The organism is Flavobacterium akiainvivens (assembly GCF_001278115.1).
Taxonomy (GTDB): Bacteria; Bacteroidota; Bacteroidia; order Flavobacteriales; family Flavobacteriaceae; genus Flavobacterium; species Flavobacterium akiainvivens.
In genome coordinates, this window is the sequence record NZ_LIYD01000005.1 from 266,835 (window position 1) to 282,004 (window position 15,170).

General features: G+C 37.6%; 16 protein-coding genes. 2 read left to right on the forward strand and 14 right to left on the reverse strand.

Features of this window, described 5'->3' with window-relative positions; all coding sequences use genetic code 11:
- Nucleotides 1-98 precede the first annotated feature (98 nt).
- From AM279_RS01160 to AM279_RS20565, 13 genes are all read right to left on the reverse strand, one after another.
- Nucleotides 99-3,482 (reverse strand): hypothetical protein, encoded by a 3,384-nt coding sequence (locus AM279_RS01160; protein ID WP_054405847.1) that lies wholly within the window; start codon nucleotides 3,480-3,482, stop codon nucleotides 99-101.
- 5 nt (nucleotides 3,483-3,487) lie between these two features.
- On the reverse strand, nucleotides 3,488-4,924 hold the full coding sequence (locus AM279_RS01165; protein ID WP_054405848.1) for a hypothetical protein: 1,437 nt from the start codon (nucleotides 4,922-4,924) through the stop codon (nucleotides 3,488-3,490).
- 2 nt (nucleotides 4,925-4,926) lie between these two features.
- Nucleotides 4,927-5,343, reverse strand: a complete 417-nt coding sequence (locus tag AM279_RS01170) for a hypothetical protein (RefSeq protein ID WP_054405849.1) — start codon at nucleotides 5,341-5,343, stop codon at nucleotides 4,927-4,929.
- Nucleotides 5,344-5,350: 7 nt separating this feature from the next.
- Nucleotides 5,351-6,781 carry a hypothetical protein gene (locus AM279_RS01175; protein ID WP_054405850.1) on the reverse strand — a complete coding sequence of 477 codons (1,431 nt, stop codon included), beginning with the start codon at nucleotides 6,779-6,781 and terminating at the stop codon, nucleotides 5,351-5,353.
- Between the two features lie 3 nt (nucleotides 6,782-6,784).
- Nucleotides 6,785-7,453: a DUF805 domain-containing protein gene (locus AM279_RS01180; RefSeq protein ID WP_054405851.1), complete on the reverse strand. Its 669-nt coding sequence runs from the start codon at nucleotides 7,451-7,453 to the stop codon at nucleotides 6,785-6,787.
- A gap of 40 nt (nucleotides 7,454-7,493) precedes the next feature.
- Complete coding sequence (locus tag AM279_RS01185; protein WP_054405852.1) at nucleotides 7,494-7,694, reverse strand: hypothetical protein; 201 nt, start codon at nucleotides 7,692-7,694, stop codon at nucleotides 7,494-7,496.
- 18 nt (nucleotides 7,695-7,712) lie between these two features.
- Nucleotides 7,713-8,795 (reverse strand): type I restriction endonuclease, encoded by a 1,083-nt coding sequence (locus tag AM279_RS01190; protein ID WP_054405853.1) that lies wholly within the window; start codon nucleotides 8,793-8,795, stop codon nucleotides 7,713-7,715.
- Nucleotides 8,796-8,805: 10 nt separating this feature from the next.
- The gene (locus tag AM279_RS01195) at nucleotides 8,806-9,204 is read right to left on the reverse strand and encodes a hypothetical protein (protein WP_054405854.1); all 399 of its coding nucleotides are present in this window, start codon (nucleotides 9,202-9,204) and stop codon (nucleotides 8,806-8,808) included.
- A gap of 156 nt (nucleotides 9,205-9,360) precedes the next feature.
- Nucleotides 9,361-9,660: a membrane protein insertion efficiency factor YidD gene (yidD, locus tag AM279_RS01200; protein WP_054405855.1), complete on the reverse strand. Its 300-nt coding sequence runs from the start codon at nucleotides 9,658-9,660 to the stop codon at nucleotides 9,361-9,363.
- Nucleotides 9,657-9,887 carry a hypothetical protein gene (locus tag AM279_RS01205; protein ID WP_054405856.1) on the reverse strand — a complete coding sequence of 77 codons (231 nt, stop codon included), beginning with the start codon at nucleotides 9,885-9,887 and terminating at the stop codon, nucleotides 9,657-9,659. Before AM279_RS01205 ends, yidD begins: the two co-directional genes overlap by 4 nt.
- A 97-nt stretch (nucleotides 9,888-9,984) precedes the next feature.
- On the reverse strand, nucleotides 9,985-10,650 hold the full coding sequence (locus AM279_RS01210) for a response regulator transcription factor (protein ID WP_054405857.1): 666 nt from the start codon (nucleotides 10,648-10,650) through the stop codon (nucleotides 9,985-9,987).
- Between the two features lie 8 nt (nucleotides 10,651-10,658).
- The gene (locus AM279_RS01215; RefSeq protein WP_054405858.1) at nucleotides 10,659-12,362 is read right to left on the reverse strand and encodes a tetratricopeptide repeat-containing sensor histidine kinase; all 1,704 of its coding nucleotides are present in this window, start codon (nucleotides 12,360-12,362) and stop codon (nucleotides 10,659-10,661) included.
- Nucleotides 12,363-12,430: 68 nt separating this feature from the next.
- Entirely contained in the window at nucleotides 12,431-12,580 is a 150-nt protein-coding gene (locus AM279_RS20565) for a hypothetical protein (protein ID WP_160316413.1), read from the reverse strand.
- Nucleotides 12,581-12,929: 349 nt separating this feature from the next.
- Here AM279_RS20565 and AM279_RS01220 point away from each other — a divergent pair, with 349 nt between their 5' ends.
- Entirely contained in the window at nucleotides 12,930-13,889 is a 960-nt protein-coding gene (locus AM279_RS01220; RefSeq protein WP_054405859.1) for a hypothetical protein, read from the forward strand.
- An 86-nt stretch (nucleotides 13,890-13,975) separates the two neighbouring features.
- Here AM279_RS01220 and AM279_RS01225 read toward each other — a convergent pair whose 3' ends face one another.
- A complete protein-coding gene (locus tag AM279_RS01225) occupies nucleotides 13,976-14,719 on the reverse strand; it encodes an SDR family oxidoreductase (protein WP_054405860.1) in 744 nt (247 codons plus the stop codon).
- Nucleotides 14,720-14,825: 106 nt separating this feature from the next.
- Between AM279_RS01225 and AM279_RS01230 the strand changes: the two genes are divergently transcribed.
- Nucleotides 14,826-15,170 (forward strand): winged helix-turn-helix transcriptional regulator, encoded by a 345-nt coding sequence (locus AM279_RS01230; RefSeq protein ID WP_054405861.1) that lies wholly within the window; start codon nucleotides 14,826-14,828, stop codon nucleotides 15,168-15,170.

Below are 15,170 nucleotides of genomic sequence, written 5' to 3' on the forward strand. Positions count from 1 at the left end.
GCCTTTTAAACAAAATGATCACAGCTATTGAAAACAAGATGATGAAAATATATAACGGAATAAACCAAAAATTAAAATCGTATGACAGTGTATTCATATTATGCTTCGGAATTATTTAGTTCAGAATAAATTTTATGTGCCAAATGATTGAGCCCCCCTTTTAAAGGATAAAAGAACAGTGTTTCCTCTATTTCTTCATTACTGTTTCCCTGTAGTTCTTTTATTTTTTCTTTAATACCTGATTTTATGTTATCAAGTACTTTTTCTTCCAGAAAACCTTTATACTTTGCAAGAAATGCAGGATTAATATCGAGCTTATTTTTAAAGCTGAATTCATTATTAAGCCCGAAGAAAAAGTTTAAAAATTCTAAATAACCGTCGGCTACCTGCTTTTCAAGGTTTGGTGTAATATCATTATACTTTAATGAAAATGGATGATCTATAGTTCCTGAAAAAGTAGTTACGTTATTTACAGAAATATCTTTCTCATCCACAAGCAGCGCACCTATACAGCTTATTTCTTTAGGGTTGGCAACTTTTTTCAAGTCAATATTTATGCTTTTTTCAAGGTTGTAGACTTTCTTAAAAATCAGTTCTGTTAGCTCTTTAATAGCGGTAAGTTTAGTATTGCCTTCTGCAAGGTCTACCATTTTAGAGCCAGTACCACTTAATGTTATACATCCGGGGGCTTTTATATTTTTTGCTACCATTAACATGGCTATATGGTAAATAACAGCGCTGTAAAAAAGGATGAAAACAATCCTGAAATCATGGTCATTAAGCAAGAGGCTGTTAAATGAAAAGTCTTTTCCTTCTGCCTTAAGGCGGTCGCTTTTTTCAATTGAAAACAGGTATGATATAATATCTTCTGATTTTTCGATATCTTTAAATGAAAACCAGTTAGACAGCCCTTTTTCTTCAATTATCTGGCTGTATTTGTTTACAAAACCGTTAATTGAAGATGACCTGCCGGTGTAATCTCCAAAAATAGAATTTGCCGCAAACCTGAAAGATGTTAAAAGCTCTGGCCTGTCATTAATATAAATAACGGTATCTGTAGTTTCGCCACCTATATCAATAGATATAACTGAGTTTTCGCCGGCAACAATGCCTTCTTTTTTATTGAAATAGTAAAACGGTGCCACGCTTTCAGAAAGCTTTTCCGGGGCAGGTGCAGAATTGAAATATTTTTTAAAAAGCTTATCCCAGCTTTGCCCTATTTTATTACGGCGGGCATCTGTCATGCTCGATGGGTAGAGCCATATAAGTTTTGTTAAAGACAGGTCGCCGTTGTTTAACAGCACTTTATTCCTCATTAATAACAAGAGATTTTCAAAATAAGCTTCTACTACTTTTAAACCGTCATTTGTTTGTATACCAGACCACTTAAGGTTTGTTTTTATATCTGTATTGCGTGGCGTAATGTGCTTTTCATAAAGAAACGGAATATTGAAATCAGAAAATGCATATACGGTATTGCTCAAATCTGTTCCCTTTTTAGAACTGATAGCGGTTCTTTGCGGAAAACTTATTTCAGTCTCTTTCTGTATAATTTCGGGTACGAATTCGTGAGGTATTACATCCAGCAGTTTGTTAGCCCTTAGCGCATTTATAGATTTAAGGGTTTCAGAATTTGCGGTATCGTGCAGGGTTGCAATTTGTATATCTTCCCTGTTAATTTCAAAAGGCCTTGCATTGCCATTATCTTTACGGTACTCAATATGAGTGTTTGTAGTACCAAAATCTACAGCAAATGTAAATTGAGAGGTTCCCTGAACCGGGGTTTCAAAAAGCGGTATGATTATGCCACGGGCCCAGTTGTTTTTAATTTCAATATAGTCAAACCCTTCTTCCAGTACATAATAAGATGAAGCTATGTTATCTACCGCCTTTTCACTTCTTTGTTTCAGTGCTTTGTGTGGTGCCTGTATATTGTCCTGGTTTTTAAAAAACTGCAGGCTGTAGCTGTTATGTTTATTATGTTCTTGTATATCACGGTCAAAAAGTGCAATACGGTAATGGTTGTTACTGTCGGCAGCGAGTTTTAAAAAAGGATATACTGTAAGGCCAAACTGGTTTTCTATAACGGCGCCACGGTTGCGGGGCAGTTCTGGCTCGGCAATTTGGTATTCGTTTGCAGGCGGATAATACATCCGTTCATAGGTAATATACTTATTATCCTGTATAGGTACCCTTAGTGTAACAGCCACGCCGCCACTTACCATTTGTTTTATTTCAATGGCTTTTTTACCGTCCGGCATGCCCCTGGTAAGTTTATCTACATCAAAATAGTCAAAGTATTCTCTTTTTACAGGTAAGAGATAGCCCTTGGCTATTTCACCCGATGCCATTGTAAAACTTCCGTCAAAAAACTTCTTATTTTGAAGCGGATAAATTGTGCGTATAATGTAGGGTTCAAGAAAATCGCTTATGGTTAAATACGGATATTTCTTGCCATCAAAGGGCAATGTTCGCTCTTTTAAAGGGCGGTTATCTATATAATCGGCTTTGTTGTTCCTGTCCCAATAATCAGACGTGTACAGCGTTTTTTCGGCATAGGCATCTACGGGCAGCACTAAAGGTGGATTTTCGCCCTTATATTTTGCAGAACCAATTATAAAACCGCTTGCTTTAGGGGCTGCTTCTTTCTTTTTGCGTAGCGGATACCCTAAAATTTCAACAGGTGTGCCGGCACTGCCTGCGGTAAGTTTTTCAAAATCAGATTCAAAATCTGCCGTAGTATAATTATTTATTTCTTCTTTTTGCTGAGCAGTAAGCATCTCAAAACTGGCATCTAAATAATTATCAACCGCCCTGAATTTTCTTGAAAAATCAGGTATAAACTTTTTTAAACCGTAAATAAACTTCTGGTAATAAAAATCGCGTTTGTACAGGGGTTGGTAGCTGTCATCAAACACATAATCGGTTCCAAAAGGAATGTTTACATATTTTAAGTTATTTGCCGGTGTAAAAAACAGGCTGGCCGGCGATGTGCCCCCTATAATGTTTATAGGCCGTGGCCCGGCTTTGTAGTTTAAGAGATAAATTTGCTCGGTTTCGTTAAAGTTATATGCCCGGGCATCCTGCTCTAAATATAATTTTAAAGTGTCTCCTAAAAGCCTGTGGCGCGCATTTGGCGACTGTAGCAGTGCCTCAAGGTCTTTGTTTTTATCCCAGGCAATGATATTTACTTTATCCTGTAGCTTATCTATATTGAAAAAAATCTCTCCTACATCAAAACAGTCTGATACCATTTTATGAAAAATAGTGGTACCGTTTAACTGACTGCTGTTGGTTATGTTTTCAAACGCGGTTTTAACCAGGTCTATGCGCGCAAAAGGACTGGGAATAGAGGTTATTTCCCTGCGTGCAGATGCGCCCGAAGGATCTTTAATTGCATTTATAGCAGTTTGCCCGTATGAGGCAGATGTTTGCCAGTCTTCTAAACTGCCTCCGTCATGAAATCTAAATACTTTTGCCATAGTGCTTAAAATTTATACTTTTCTGAAACCAGGGTTTCGGTAGTGTTATAAAAAAGGTTCATAAAACGCTGCTGCTGAGAATCATTATTCTTTAGGCTTTTCTCTACTTTGTCAAGCATATGATCATACTTATTGTAGTTTTTATTGAGCTCAAATATGCCGCTATCAGGTTTTATACCCTTAACTATTTCAAAAAGGTTATTGTCGTTAGCGTTAAGGTTAAAGGGCGAAAACCCACGTTGGTTATTACCCATTTCTGTAAGCCATTCTAAAAAATACTGGTTAAATGTCCTGAGGTAACTGTGTACAAAGGGTTGGGTTAAAAATGCCTGAAGATTTATTTTTTTTGCCCAGGCTCTTTCCGGACAATCCTGCATTTTACTGGTGCAGTACAGCGCAAAAAACAGGTATTGTGTAAGTGGCTTTTTAAGTATGAACTGCGATGTAAAACCAAGGTTTTCAAATATGATGGAAGGGGCATTATCTTTTATGCCAAACTCTTTGTAAACCGGATTTTCGGCTTTGCCTCCTGTAGTAACCAGCGCTGTTGCTGGGATAGCCGAAAAATCTATAATAGCCAGTGCTGCTGCCAGTTCTAAGAAATGGGCATCGTTTTTTTGAAATGCTGCCCCCTCATGGTTAGGGTGGTCTTTGGTAATGTCATCTCCGGCATAATACAATGCATTAAGCGAGCTGTTGCCGCTTACGTTTTCTTCATAATAAGACAGTGCAGCCTTTGTTTTAGAAATAAAAGATGACTTATCGATTTTACTTTCTTCGCTTGGCGAAACGCCAAAATAGGGCAGGAGGGTAATTGCACCCACAGGGGCATCGCGCAGCAGCGCAGCCGAAGGTAATGAAGCATCGGCATTACGGATGTTTTTAAGCAGTAGCGGAAACCCTGATGCGCCGGTTCCGCCAAAAATAGAACTGATAATAAATATGCGGTCGTTTTGCGCAAAAGACGATGCAAACGCCTTAAAGTCCTGCGATTGCTTAAACTGGTTTAGCACCACGCTGCCTATGTTAGGGTTGCCTTTAAAGCCTACCTCCATATCTGCCTCAAGGTTATCTTCGCTAAATAAAAGACTTATAAGGGCCTTATTGTTTTCATCAAGGCTGTTATATTCTATATAGTCTTTAAAACGTTCGCCTTTAACCTCACTTAACACCAACTTAAAGTTTTGGCAAATACTACTTATTTTGGTTTTAAAAAATTTATTGTCATCGGCACCTGTAAAGCTCAGGTTATTGTGTATGTGCTGGTAGTTTTTAAGTATATCTGTAGTGCGCGATACATCGCCATTTGCTTCATCAGGGTCAATAATTACAGGTACAACTTCAAAGCCGTTTATGTCTACACCTGTTGCCAGCAGCATGGTAAGGGCCTTGATAACCCTTGAGCCTGTGCCGCCTATTCCGAATATGTATAATTTTGCCATAATTAAAAGGGAGTCCTTGAAGCAGAAACGCTCCAGAATTTGAAGATTACCGAAAATATGAAGCTAAAAACTACTGCCCATAATACATTTACCATAGAAAAAGAAAAGTATTGTGAAAAGGTATAGTCGCTTCCTGTACCTACTTTTGTTAATGACGACATACTGTTTATGTATGCCAGTACAAAGTTTAGTACCGCAATTATAAACAGCCATAAAAACCAAAAACTGCGCCGGTGCATTTTGCCGTAATTAGACAATACAAAATAGTATAAACCTTCCATGATAAGTGCCGAAAACAGCATCATGAGGCCTATAGACGTATAGGCATCGGCACTAAACATATCATTGGAAAATCCATTGATATAAAAGAGGTTTAACGGAGGGAATCCCTCGTAAAGCATTTCAAAAAAACTGGCCATAGGTTTATTAGTTAATTGTTATGGTTATAGTAAAGTAATTGTTAGATGTGTTTTTGTTAATGGCCTCGTTTATACCTTCTACCAGGTATTTAAAGCCAAAAGTTGTATTATTACTGAATTGCGCGGGTATAGTGTCGTTTACCGTATGGGTGTTTGTAACCCAGTTGGGAATTTCTCTTTTTAACCCGAATGTTACATTAGTATATACCGGTTTTGTGGCAGCAAAATGCACAATATGGGTGGGTGGGGTAGAAGACTTTTTTATGAGGTTTACAGATGCCGGCTTAACCTGTTTATCGTTATAAGCCGTTATACCGGTTATTTTATAGTTGCCTGCCGTAATACTATAGCTTTTAGGGTCTTTTATAATATTTTCATCGACCGGCACGCTGCTCATATCTACGGCTACCGAAAAGGTAAATGTTTTGCTAACCCTTTCATTTACTACTATATCCTGTATGCCCCTTATCGAATTTTTATCAGAATATTCACGGTCTGGTTTAAAGCCTGAACCTGTGTTGGTATTTACTATAGTATGGTATGGGGCATATTGGTTAGTATTAATGGTGTAAGAATTTGTATATTTTATATTAGTAGTTGATTTAAAGTTGGATACAGCAGCGTCTTCGCCCATTACAACTACGTAGAAAGGCCTTGGTGTATTTACATTTTTATATTCGTGATCCCTTCTGTCAAAATAAGAACCTGAAAACTCTGAATCCAGCTTTAAAATCAGGATGCTGAAATTTTTATACTTTGCACCTCCATTTTTAAATGCCTGCCGGGTAGTGGTTTTTAAGCTGTTTAGTAATTCTGAAGAACCTCCCTTCTGTAAAGAATAAATACAGTCTGACACGAGTATAGAAACCGTATTTTTATCTGCTTCAGACAAAACCTGTTTAAATATGGCTTCGAGTTTACTGTTTGAAGCGCCATTTTTAGAAAAAGAAACACGGTTAATATTTATTATATCATCTGTACTTAGTTTTTCAGGATATGTGGGGTATATGCTATCGCTTATGTAGTTTGTGCTATAGCCTTTAAACTCATCTGCAGTAAAAAGTAATTCCTGTATACTGGTTTTAAAATTGCTGCCTTTGTTGCTAATATAGCCCAGCATGCTTAGCGAGTTTTCTATGTAAATTTTTACGGTATCATTTTTAGGGTTATACGGGGTTTCCAGTTTATATTTTTGCTTTTTTAAGAATGCAGCCAGCTTATTATCGTCTACCTTTTCATTAGTCAGAAAAGGGCTGAAATCAGGCTCATCCGGGTTTTGCTCAATGTATGTTTTTAGTTCAGAGAGCTCGTTTAATGATATGTAACCTTCGCTGGTGGCAAACTTTTTAACCATGCTGTTAAAAATATCGGGTGCCTCTGGCCCGCAGCCCACAAATAGTATTGATGTTATAAATAGCAGGAGTAATTTTATTTTCATAAATCATTTAATTTTAATGTATATAGTTCCGGGTTTTACATCAAGCACATTTATATTTGGCATAATCGTGTAAAAATCATCCAGCAGTAAGTGCGTACTATGTGTGTGTTTAACGGTTATGGTGGCAGTGGTGCCCAAAAGCGTGTAAGACATTCCACTGGTTTTATCAAGCAGCCTTAGTTTTTTGAGGATATCATGGGTTATGCTGTGGTTAACATTTTCTACTTCCATTATTGTTTGCTGAACCGCATCGGGGTTGTTTTGCAACGTGCTGATTATGGCCGTTACTCCTGTTGTGGTTTTGGGTTGTGGTTTTGAAACTGTTGGGGTGTTTGCCGAAATTGTACGGCCTATTGGCTGCACGGCTTTAATACTGTTTATTTTAGGATTAATGCCATAAACATTAGTGTAAGGATGGCCTTCTTTAAAGACCATCCATAAAAAATAAAAAGGAATAAGCTGACACCAGCCGCTGTTGCCTAAATCATGACACCTTTTAGCTCCCTGAGTTAGTAAAAACCATATTAAGGGTATAATAAGGAGTGATAAAATACTGTTGCCTTTATGGGTTACGTTATCAAGGATAGTTATACCCACTATGTAGAATATTACACTTAGGCAATACTCCAGCCTGCGTATGCGGCCTACTGAGAGAAACAGGTTGCTAAACATTTTACAGGTGCTTTATTAGACAAAATATATGTAGCCATACTTAACTTTTGTGGCATGATGGGCAGCAATACCAGCATCCGTCTGATTTAGAATATGTTTTTTTAGCTTCGGCTACCGCTTCTTTACAAGACGGATGCTGGCCAAGGTTTTTTTTGTCTGAAGGCATAAAGCTACATCCGCTTTCATGCACCTCATGGTCGCCGTTAGGTTGTGAGTTATTGTTTACGTAATATGTTTTCATAAATTTTAATTTTTAGATTTATATTTTTTCATTTACTTTTTCATAGCCTTCCAAAACACTAAGCAGTTCTTCTGAGTAATTAAAAATATCATCGAGAGATGAAAGGTCATGGCGCACTTCTTTGCGCTGGTCATTTAGGGTAACCATGTATTTTTTGGTTCCGTTAAAGTAAAGCCTGCAAAGTGTTTTACGGTTGTTGTCGTCCAGCAGTATGGCAAAGTAAGAGAGTGCATCTCTATACACTATACGGCTTACGGGCACTTTTTGCCTTAGTATGGTTTTTACAATCATAAAACCTTCAAGCTCTTCGTGGGTAGTAATAACCTGGTTGGGGTTTGGTGCGGTTTCCTGTACAAGGGCGGCATCCTGTTCTTTTATTACTTCGTTTTCTTTGGTAAGCGCCAGTTTGAGCCTTTCGGTTATCAGGTCGCTTATGTATTGGTTAACAGATGCTTTTGTAAGGTTGGTAAACTGTTCCAGCACCTTTGCTGTTATAACACTGGGGTAAACCTGACGCGCAAAATGTTTTACAAAATCTACACCCGGAGTGGTAAACTCGGTATGGATTAGCTTTTTAAGCTCATTGGTATATTTAAGGTCGCTGGCAGTGTTTACAATATTTTCAAAATCATAATGGGCTTTATGAAACTTTTTCAGCTCTTCAATTTGGTTGTCTTTAATATCTGTAATATTAAATGAGAAGAAGGGCTTGTCATCCATTTTATTAGGCTCAACAAGATCTGTATAAAACTTATACTCTACACCGTTTGTAAGTATAGAAAATTTGGCTTTAGTGGTATGAAAGTACCTGAAAAGCTGCGATGCATTGTTTACATTAAGCGGTACGGCATGGTGTTTACACTCAATAAGTATAATGGGTTCGCCGTTTTGCATAATGGCATAGTCTATTTTTTCGCCCTGTTTAATGCCAATGTCTGCCACCAGTTCAGGGGTTACTTCAAACGGGTTAAAAACGTCATATCCCAGTTCTTTTATAAAAGGCATTATAAAGGCGTTTTTAGTAGCTTCTTCGGTATTAACCTGGCCTTTTAGCTTTACCACCCTTTGGCCCAATGATTTTATATGATCTTTAAATTCCATGGTTTTACGTTTATTGGTTTATCCTGTTTTTAGCTTCTATCTGTTCGTTATACCAAAATTTTTGAGTTACAAAATCTAACGGCCAGTCTTGTTGTGCTTTTTTCTTGATGGAGTTTTCTTCTATTTTAAGCATATAATCATAGGCATCGAGTTGCTCATTAACCCAAAACTCCTGAGTTACGTAATCATCAGGCCAGTCTCTTTTTGCCCTTTCCTTGAGTTTTTGCTCTATTGAGGCTTTTTGATTGTCTACTGTATTTTTGGCAGAAGGATTATCTTCAGGAGATTGTGTAGTAAGATTGTTTGCAGCAGGTACATTGTCAGTCAATTTATCATTACTGTTGCTACAAGTGTAAATCAGGATTAGTAAACCGAAGCCAATTAAAAGCCCTTTAACTATTTTATTCATAATAAGGTTGATTTTAAATTTTAACCAAACCTACTACACCTGAAAATCAAAAAAATGAGGGATTCCTCACTTTGCTAAAATTTTCTAAAAAAGAATAAAAAAACCGGCCTGTAACAGCCGGTTTGGTTTCGGTTTTTAAAACCGGAGAGAGGAGTATCAGGTAGTTGCCTGTGTAAGTTTTGCCAAAATGTTATCGGCTATATCGTTATGTGCCACAATATCGTTATTGGGTAAAACCATTTCAATGTTGCCGGTAATGGTATTTTTATATACATAAGCCCCGTGGCGGCAGGTTTTGTAGCGGTACTGCAAGGCTTTAAGGCCTGCAAATAGCCCTTTATGGGCAGTGGCATCATACACAAAATGCGAACATGATTTTTTAAAAAGGCACGTACGGCGTTTAGACACGGGTATTAGCCAGTACAGTTTTATAATTATGAGCAGCAAATGCTTCATTTTTTAAAAACTACCATTTGATTAGCCGTGGTATAGCCTGGTTTTGCATCCTGGCCAAAGCACCCGGCTTCGGGTTTTACAAACGTGGTAACGCTTTCCAGCCGTACATATTCCCAGCCCTGGGCGGTATAACTTTTAATTATTGACTCAAGCTGGTCTGCCACCTGAGACGTGCTGCCAATTTTAGCATCAATTGAAGCCACAAAGGGTACAACTTTATATTCCATAACAGTAAGGTTTAAATTTTTGTAAACCTACTGTAGCGTTTTGTAGTTATTTTGCGGAAACCCTCATTTTGATGTAAAAACTACAATGTGTAGAAATTTATATCAATCCCATATCTTTAGCAATACTTACCAGGTGTGTAGTGTTTTTTGCCTGTAAAGATGTGCGCATTTTAATAATGCGTTTTTCTACGCTGCTAAAACTCGAAGCTTTTTTGCGTTCTTTTTTAAAGAGGTCTGTTATTTCGTTTTGGCTAAGCCCGTCTGAAAGGAGCTTTATAATTTCGAGGTCGGTAGCATCAAGTTCAAGCAGCATATCGGGTTTTCGCAGGTACGACAGCTCCGGAGAAAGGTAGGTGCCGTCTTTATATATTATGTTTATGGCATTTTGAAGCTGAGAAATACTATCCCTGCTTTTAAGCACATAGGCATCAATATTGCAATCGTTTAAAAGATGGCGTATTTTATGGCCCCTGTCTTCTATAGAATATGCAATTATTTTAATGGGCCAGCCTTGTTCTTTTATGGCTTTTATAAGTTCTTCGCCGCCGGCAAGCTTTGCTTCTCGGTTACCGCCGGTAAATGAAAGGTCTGTAATAATAAGTTCAAAGGGGGTATTATCAAGATATGATTTTTTCAATTTTAGGAAAGCCTCATCGCAATATTTTACATACACAGGCTCTTCAATGCATAGCTTTTCTAATTCCATCTTTACATACAGCCCTGTACTGTCTACGTCTTCGGCTACTAATATTTTTTTGAACATTGATATGTTTATAAAGGGATTACTATTGAAATTTTGACACCTTTGGATATTTCGTCAAAAGTAACCGTACCGTTTACCAATTTAATGCGGGATTCCGCATTTTGCAACCCATTTTTACGAATAAAACTTTCTTTTTTAATTCCTATTCCATTATCGGCATAGGTTACAACCAGTTTTTTATTGTTAATGGTAAATTTTATTGTAACAAGCGTGGCCTGGCTGTGCTTTTTCATGTTTACCATAAGCTCCCGCAATACCTTGTGTAGTGTGTTTTTTTTATATTCGTTTATGGTGTTCCATGCAATAGCCTCAGCATTAACGGGCAATATATTAACCTCTTTGGTTTTAAACAGCGCAAGCATTTCAATAAGTATAGTATGAAAATCGGCATCGGCATCTATGTTTGCATTTTCACGCGAAATATCGCGCGTTTTTTCATATACTTTATCAAGGGTTTTTAAAAGCATATCTTTTTTAGCGGGGTTGTCTAACTGTAATGTTTGGGTAAATACAATTGTTTCAAAAACATCATTAGCCAGTTCATCGTGTATTTTTTTTGAAATGCGGCCTTCTGCCTTATAGGTTTCCTCCAGTTTTGCCTTTTTTAGTTTAAGGCGCTGTGCAATAAATAAAAATACGGTTATTAGTAATATAAACCCGGCAACCAAAATTAATACCGTTATAAGCAATTTATCGCGTTGTGATTTAAGTACGGTTTTGTCGCGCTCTGCTTTCATTTCAGAGTAGTCATACTTTATTTTGGCAAACTTGTTCTCTGTTTTAGACCGTTCTTTATTTAAAAAATCGTCTAAAATCATAAATTCATTAGTGTACATATTGCGTTGCTTACCATCGGTACTTTTAATAATTTCTTTAAGGGCTATGAGCTTTTCTTCATTATTTTTAATTTGAGATGCAGTTTTGTAAGCCATTAGAGCATATTGCAATGCTAACGGTTTATTTACAGTAATGTAAAAATTATGTAAATTGTGGTAACTGCTTATAAGCCCTTTAAGATCGCCAATTTTTTCCCGTAATTGTAGTCCACTTTTTAAATATGTTAACGCTTCGGGCTTTTTTACTTTGCTATAAGCCCATCCTAAATTATCAAGTACCCTTGCCTTTGTTTGAGGGTCTGCACTAACATAGCTTGACTTTATAATTTTTTCAAGAATTTCTATAGCATTTCTATAATGGTTAGTTGTTATGTAAAGCGATGCTATATTGTTGTAAATTATATAAATACTTAATGAATCTGATGTATATGCAGCTGCTTTTTTATAATTAACTATTGCATTATCATAATCAAGTATTTTACGGCTTACAATGCCCAGCAAATTATAGGTTGAAACAAGATTGCCCCGTTTGCCGACTACTTTTAAGAGTTTTAATGCATCAACTGCAGTGTTTTCGCAGCCATTGTAGTCGCCTACAGTCATTTGTATTTGTGCCATCATATAGCAAGCATAACCGGCATTTGCGGTATCTTTAATTGCAAGATAATCGCCACGCAGCTTTATATAATGCCTGTATGCAGCCTCATACTTTTGCTTGGTAAAACAATTAAACGCTATACTCTCGTTTTTAGATAGTTTTAATACAGTTTCCTGAGGCTGTGCTTTACCAAATGAAGTATTACCATTGTGGCATGAGCATAAGAGTACTAAAAAAAGTATAATAAAAGGGGAACAAATCTTAATGCTAAGTTTCATTCCCCTAAAGTATAAAAAGTTATGTAATTTTATTGCTGCCCTATTTTATGGCCGGCAATATGTTGGCGCTATGGCCTTGGAGGCCTTACAGGTGGTACAAAACCATCATCTGTATTATACTCATACGCATAACCATCAGAACCGGTTTTTTCGTTATCGCAAGACACTAAACTACCTCCCAGCAGCGAAAAAGCTGCCAGCAAAACTATTTTTTTCATTTAATTTGTAATTAAAAATTAGACATAGGGTTGCCATTGTGGCATTGTTTAGCCCTAAGGCTTTGAGCCGTTATTTTGGCTACACCCGTAATTTTGGGAAGTGTTAGTGTGCTGAACAGAACCGTAAGCAGGTATACTTCCCGGATAACTGTTGCGGCCTGACAGCAGCACTAATGTTGAAAGTAGTTTTGTACATTTGCCTTATTGCGCTTAAGACAGGAACTAAATTCTGAGGCAAAGAAATGATTGATTTTTAAGATGTTAGTTGTGGAATTCCAATCATTCCAATCATTCCTGAAAATTCCGGAGAATTCCAAAAAAATCCATTTTTTAATTAGAGAGTACTATTATGGATGAGTATAAAAAAGCAATACTGACCCGGTATAACGAGGTAAAAGAAGGGGAGAACAGTGCATATTTAGAGAAGCCCACCACTGCCGGACTTAAAGAATTAAGCCTGTCTTTGATTAATTCATTAAGTGACGATGACAAGGTTATTTATTGTAGATTTTTTAAACTTGAAAAAGTTGAATTCAATAAGGTTAAGGAATTTGACAATGATAGATTCAGGCCTATAATAAGTTTTATAAAAAAAGGTACAGTTCCGCGCGATTTAAATAGCGTAGAACTTTTGGCAATTTTGGTAGGTTTACCATCAAGGCCTTCTAAGAGGTTCAAAAAAATGCAGTTGGAAAACCAGCCGGATCCTGTTATTTCAGGATTTGTTGCAGAACCCACTACGGCTTATGGGCAAGAAGATAAGGTAGCAGAACAACAGCAGGAAAATTTAGATGCTACGGTTGAAGTTTTAAAGGAAGAAATAATAACCCCAGTTGCTGACCCTGAAACCGGTATTGAAAATGTAACCCGGGATACCGTTGCTATACCCCAAAAATATTTTGTATCTCCCCACCACAGAAATAGATATAACCGGATAAAACTTATAGCCCTTTGCCTGGTGTTTTTTGCCGGAACAGGATATGCCGTAAAAAGTATTTTTTACACTGAAAGCGAATGTATGATGTGGAAAGGCGACCATTATGAAAAAGTGCCGTGCGATTTACAGGTAAATACTGAGGCCGGTAACAGAATTATACCAATAGATGAAAATTTATTGGCATTTCAAAGGAAAATTATGGTTACAGATACCACAACATTTTTTAATGAAGATAGAAGCCCGCGCGTGTGGTATTGTAAATCGGGGGAGAACGAATATGAATGTTTTAGTTATCCGGGAAAACATCCTGAAAGTAATAAAGAGTTGAAAAAAATTACTACTTATATTATCGAGAAATATTTACATAAATAAGCCTGCAATTTTTCCGTTTATAGTATTAAAAATACAGCCGGAAGATTATGCGTCTCCCGGCTGTATTTATTGGTTTTCAGCAATGTTTACTTCCTGCTGTAGGTAAGGTATCCGCCATCGGCAGTAATATCTGCGCCGCTTATATAGCTTGCAGCATCAGAGGCAAGGAAGAGCACGGTACCGGCAATTTCATCGGCAGTACCAAGGCGCTGGAACGCGGTGGCCGATGCCAGGTAATCTTTAGCATCTGGTGTAGCTACAGAATCAAGCCCCGGTGTTTGTATAGGGCCCGGGCTAACGGTGTTTACACGTATTTTTCTTTCCGCAAGCTCGTTAGCAGCAATCTGGGCAATTTTATTAAGCGCGCCCTTAGTGGCAGAATATACGCTTGTGCCAATGTTTGCAGCCGATGCCACTACCGATGAGGTAAATATTACCGATGCGCCATCGGCCAGGTGCGGGGTTAGCTTTTGTAGGGTAAAGAAAGGGCCTTTGGTGTTGGTGTTAAACTGCGCATCAAAATCGGCCTCGGTTACCTGCCCAATGGGGCCAAAGGTGGCAATTGCAGCGTTTAAAAAGAGTACATCCAGCTTGTTACCGCTTTCGGCAACTGCCTTTTCAAGAACAGCTATCCCATCAAGGTTAGCGGTGTCAGACACCAGTGTTTTTAAGTTGGGGCTGTTTATTTCTTCGGCCGCTTTTTGCAGGTTTGCAGCGCCCCTGCCGGTAATAAGCACATTTGCCCCTGCGTTTATAAATGCTTTTGCAGTGGCCAGCCCTATGCCTGTTGTACCACCGGTTATAACCACATTTTTATTTTGTAAACTCATGTTTTTTATGATTTTAAATTGTATGGTACAAATTTAGGTTATACTGATTTATTACTGTAACTTTGTAACTAAAAGTAACAGTAACTTTAGAGTAACCAGGTAACTTATGACAGAAACAGCATGCCACAAAAAAGAAATCATGGCCATTCATGATACTATGGATGTACTGGGGGGTAAATGGAAGATATCTATTATATCTACCATGTGCTACTATAACCACAGACGTTTTAGCGATATACTAACTAATCTTAACGGTATATCTAACAAGCAGTTAAGTAAAGAGCTAAAAGAACTGGAGCAGAACAAGCTTATTAAACGCACGGTTTTAGACACCCAGCCCATATCAGTACAATACAACTTAACCGAGTATGGGTGGTCTTTACAAAACCTTATACACGACCTTGCCGAATGGGGCATAAAGCACAGGCAGGTAATTATAGCAGGGGAGTAA

What these genes read in the sequence shown, in the direction of transcription:
- AM279_RS01160 (WP_054405847.1), bottom strand. Translation starts at nt 3,482, where the DNA reads ATGGCAAAAGTATTTAGATTTCATGACGGAGGCAGTTTAGAAGACTGG.
- AM279_RS01165 (WP_054405848.1), bottom strand. Translation starts at nt 4,924, where the DNA reads ATGGCAAAATTATACATATTCGGAATAGGCGGCACAGGCTCAAGGGTT.
- AM279_RS01170 (WP_054405849.1), bottom strand. Translation starts at nt 5,343, where the DNA reads ATGGCCAGTTTTTTTGAAATGCTTTACGAGGGATTCCCTCCGTTAAAC.
- AM279_RS01175 (WP_054405850.1), bottom strand. Translation starts at nt 6,781, where the DNA reads ATGAAAATAAAATTACTCCTGCTATTTATAACATCAATACTATTTGTG.
- AM279_RS01180 (WP_054405851.1), bottom strand. Translation starts at nt 7,453, where the DNA reads ATGTTTAGCAACCTGTTTCTCTCAGTAGGCCGCATACGCAGGCTGGAG.
- AM279_RS01185 (WP_054405852.1), bottom strand. Translation starts at nt 7,694, where the DNA reads ATGAAAACATATTACGTAAACAATAACTCACAACCTAACGGCGACCAT.
- AM279_RS01190 (WP_054405853.1), bottom strand. Translation starts at nt 8,795, where the DNA reads ATGGAATTTAAAGATCATATAAAATCATTGGGCCAAAGGGTGGTAAAG.
- AM279_RS01195 (WP_054405854.1), bottom strand. Translation starts at nt 9,204, where the DNA reads ATGAATAAAATAGTTAAAGGGCTTTTAATTGGCTTCGGTTTACTAATC.
- yidD (WP_054405855.1), bottom strand. Translation starts at nt 9,660, where the DNA reads ATGAAGCATTTGCTGCTCATAATTATAAAACTGTACTGGCTAATACCC.
- AM279_RS01205 (WP_054405856.1), bottom strand. Translation starts at nt 9,887, where the DNA reads ATGGAATATAAAGTTGTACCCTTTGTGGCTTCAATTGATGCTAAAATT.
- AM279_RS01210 (WP_054405857.1), bottom strand. Translation starts at nt 10,650, where the DNA reads ATGTTCAAAAAAATATTAGTAGCCGAAGACGTAGACAGTACAGGGCTG.
- AM279_RS01215 (WP_054405858.1), bottom strand. Translation starts at nt 12,362, where the DNA reads ATGAAACTTAGCATTAAGATTTGTTCCCCTTTTATTATACTTTTTTTA.
- AM279_RS20565 (WP_160316413.1), bottom strand. Translation starts at nt 12,580, where the DNA reads ATGAAAAAAATAGTTTTGCTGGCAGCTTTTTCGCTGCTGGGAGGTAGT.
- AM279_RS01220 (WP_054405859.1), top strand. Translation starts at nt 12,930, where the DNA reads ATGGATGAGTATAAAAAAGCAATACTGACCCGGTATAACGAGGTAAAA.
- AM279_RS01225 (WP_054405860.1), bottom strand. Translation starts at nt 14,719, where the DNA reads ATGAGTTTACAAAATAAAAATGTGGTTATAACCGGTGGTACAACAGGC.
- AM279_RS01230 (WP_054405861.1), top strand. Translation starts at nt 14,826, where the DNA reads ATGACAGAAACAGCATGCCACAAAAAAGAAATCATGGCCATTCATGAT.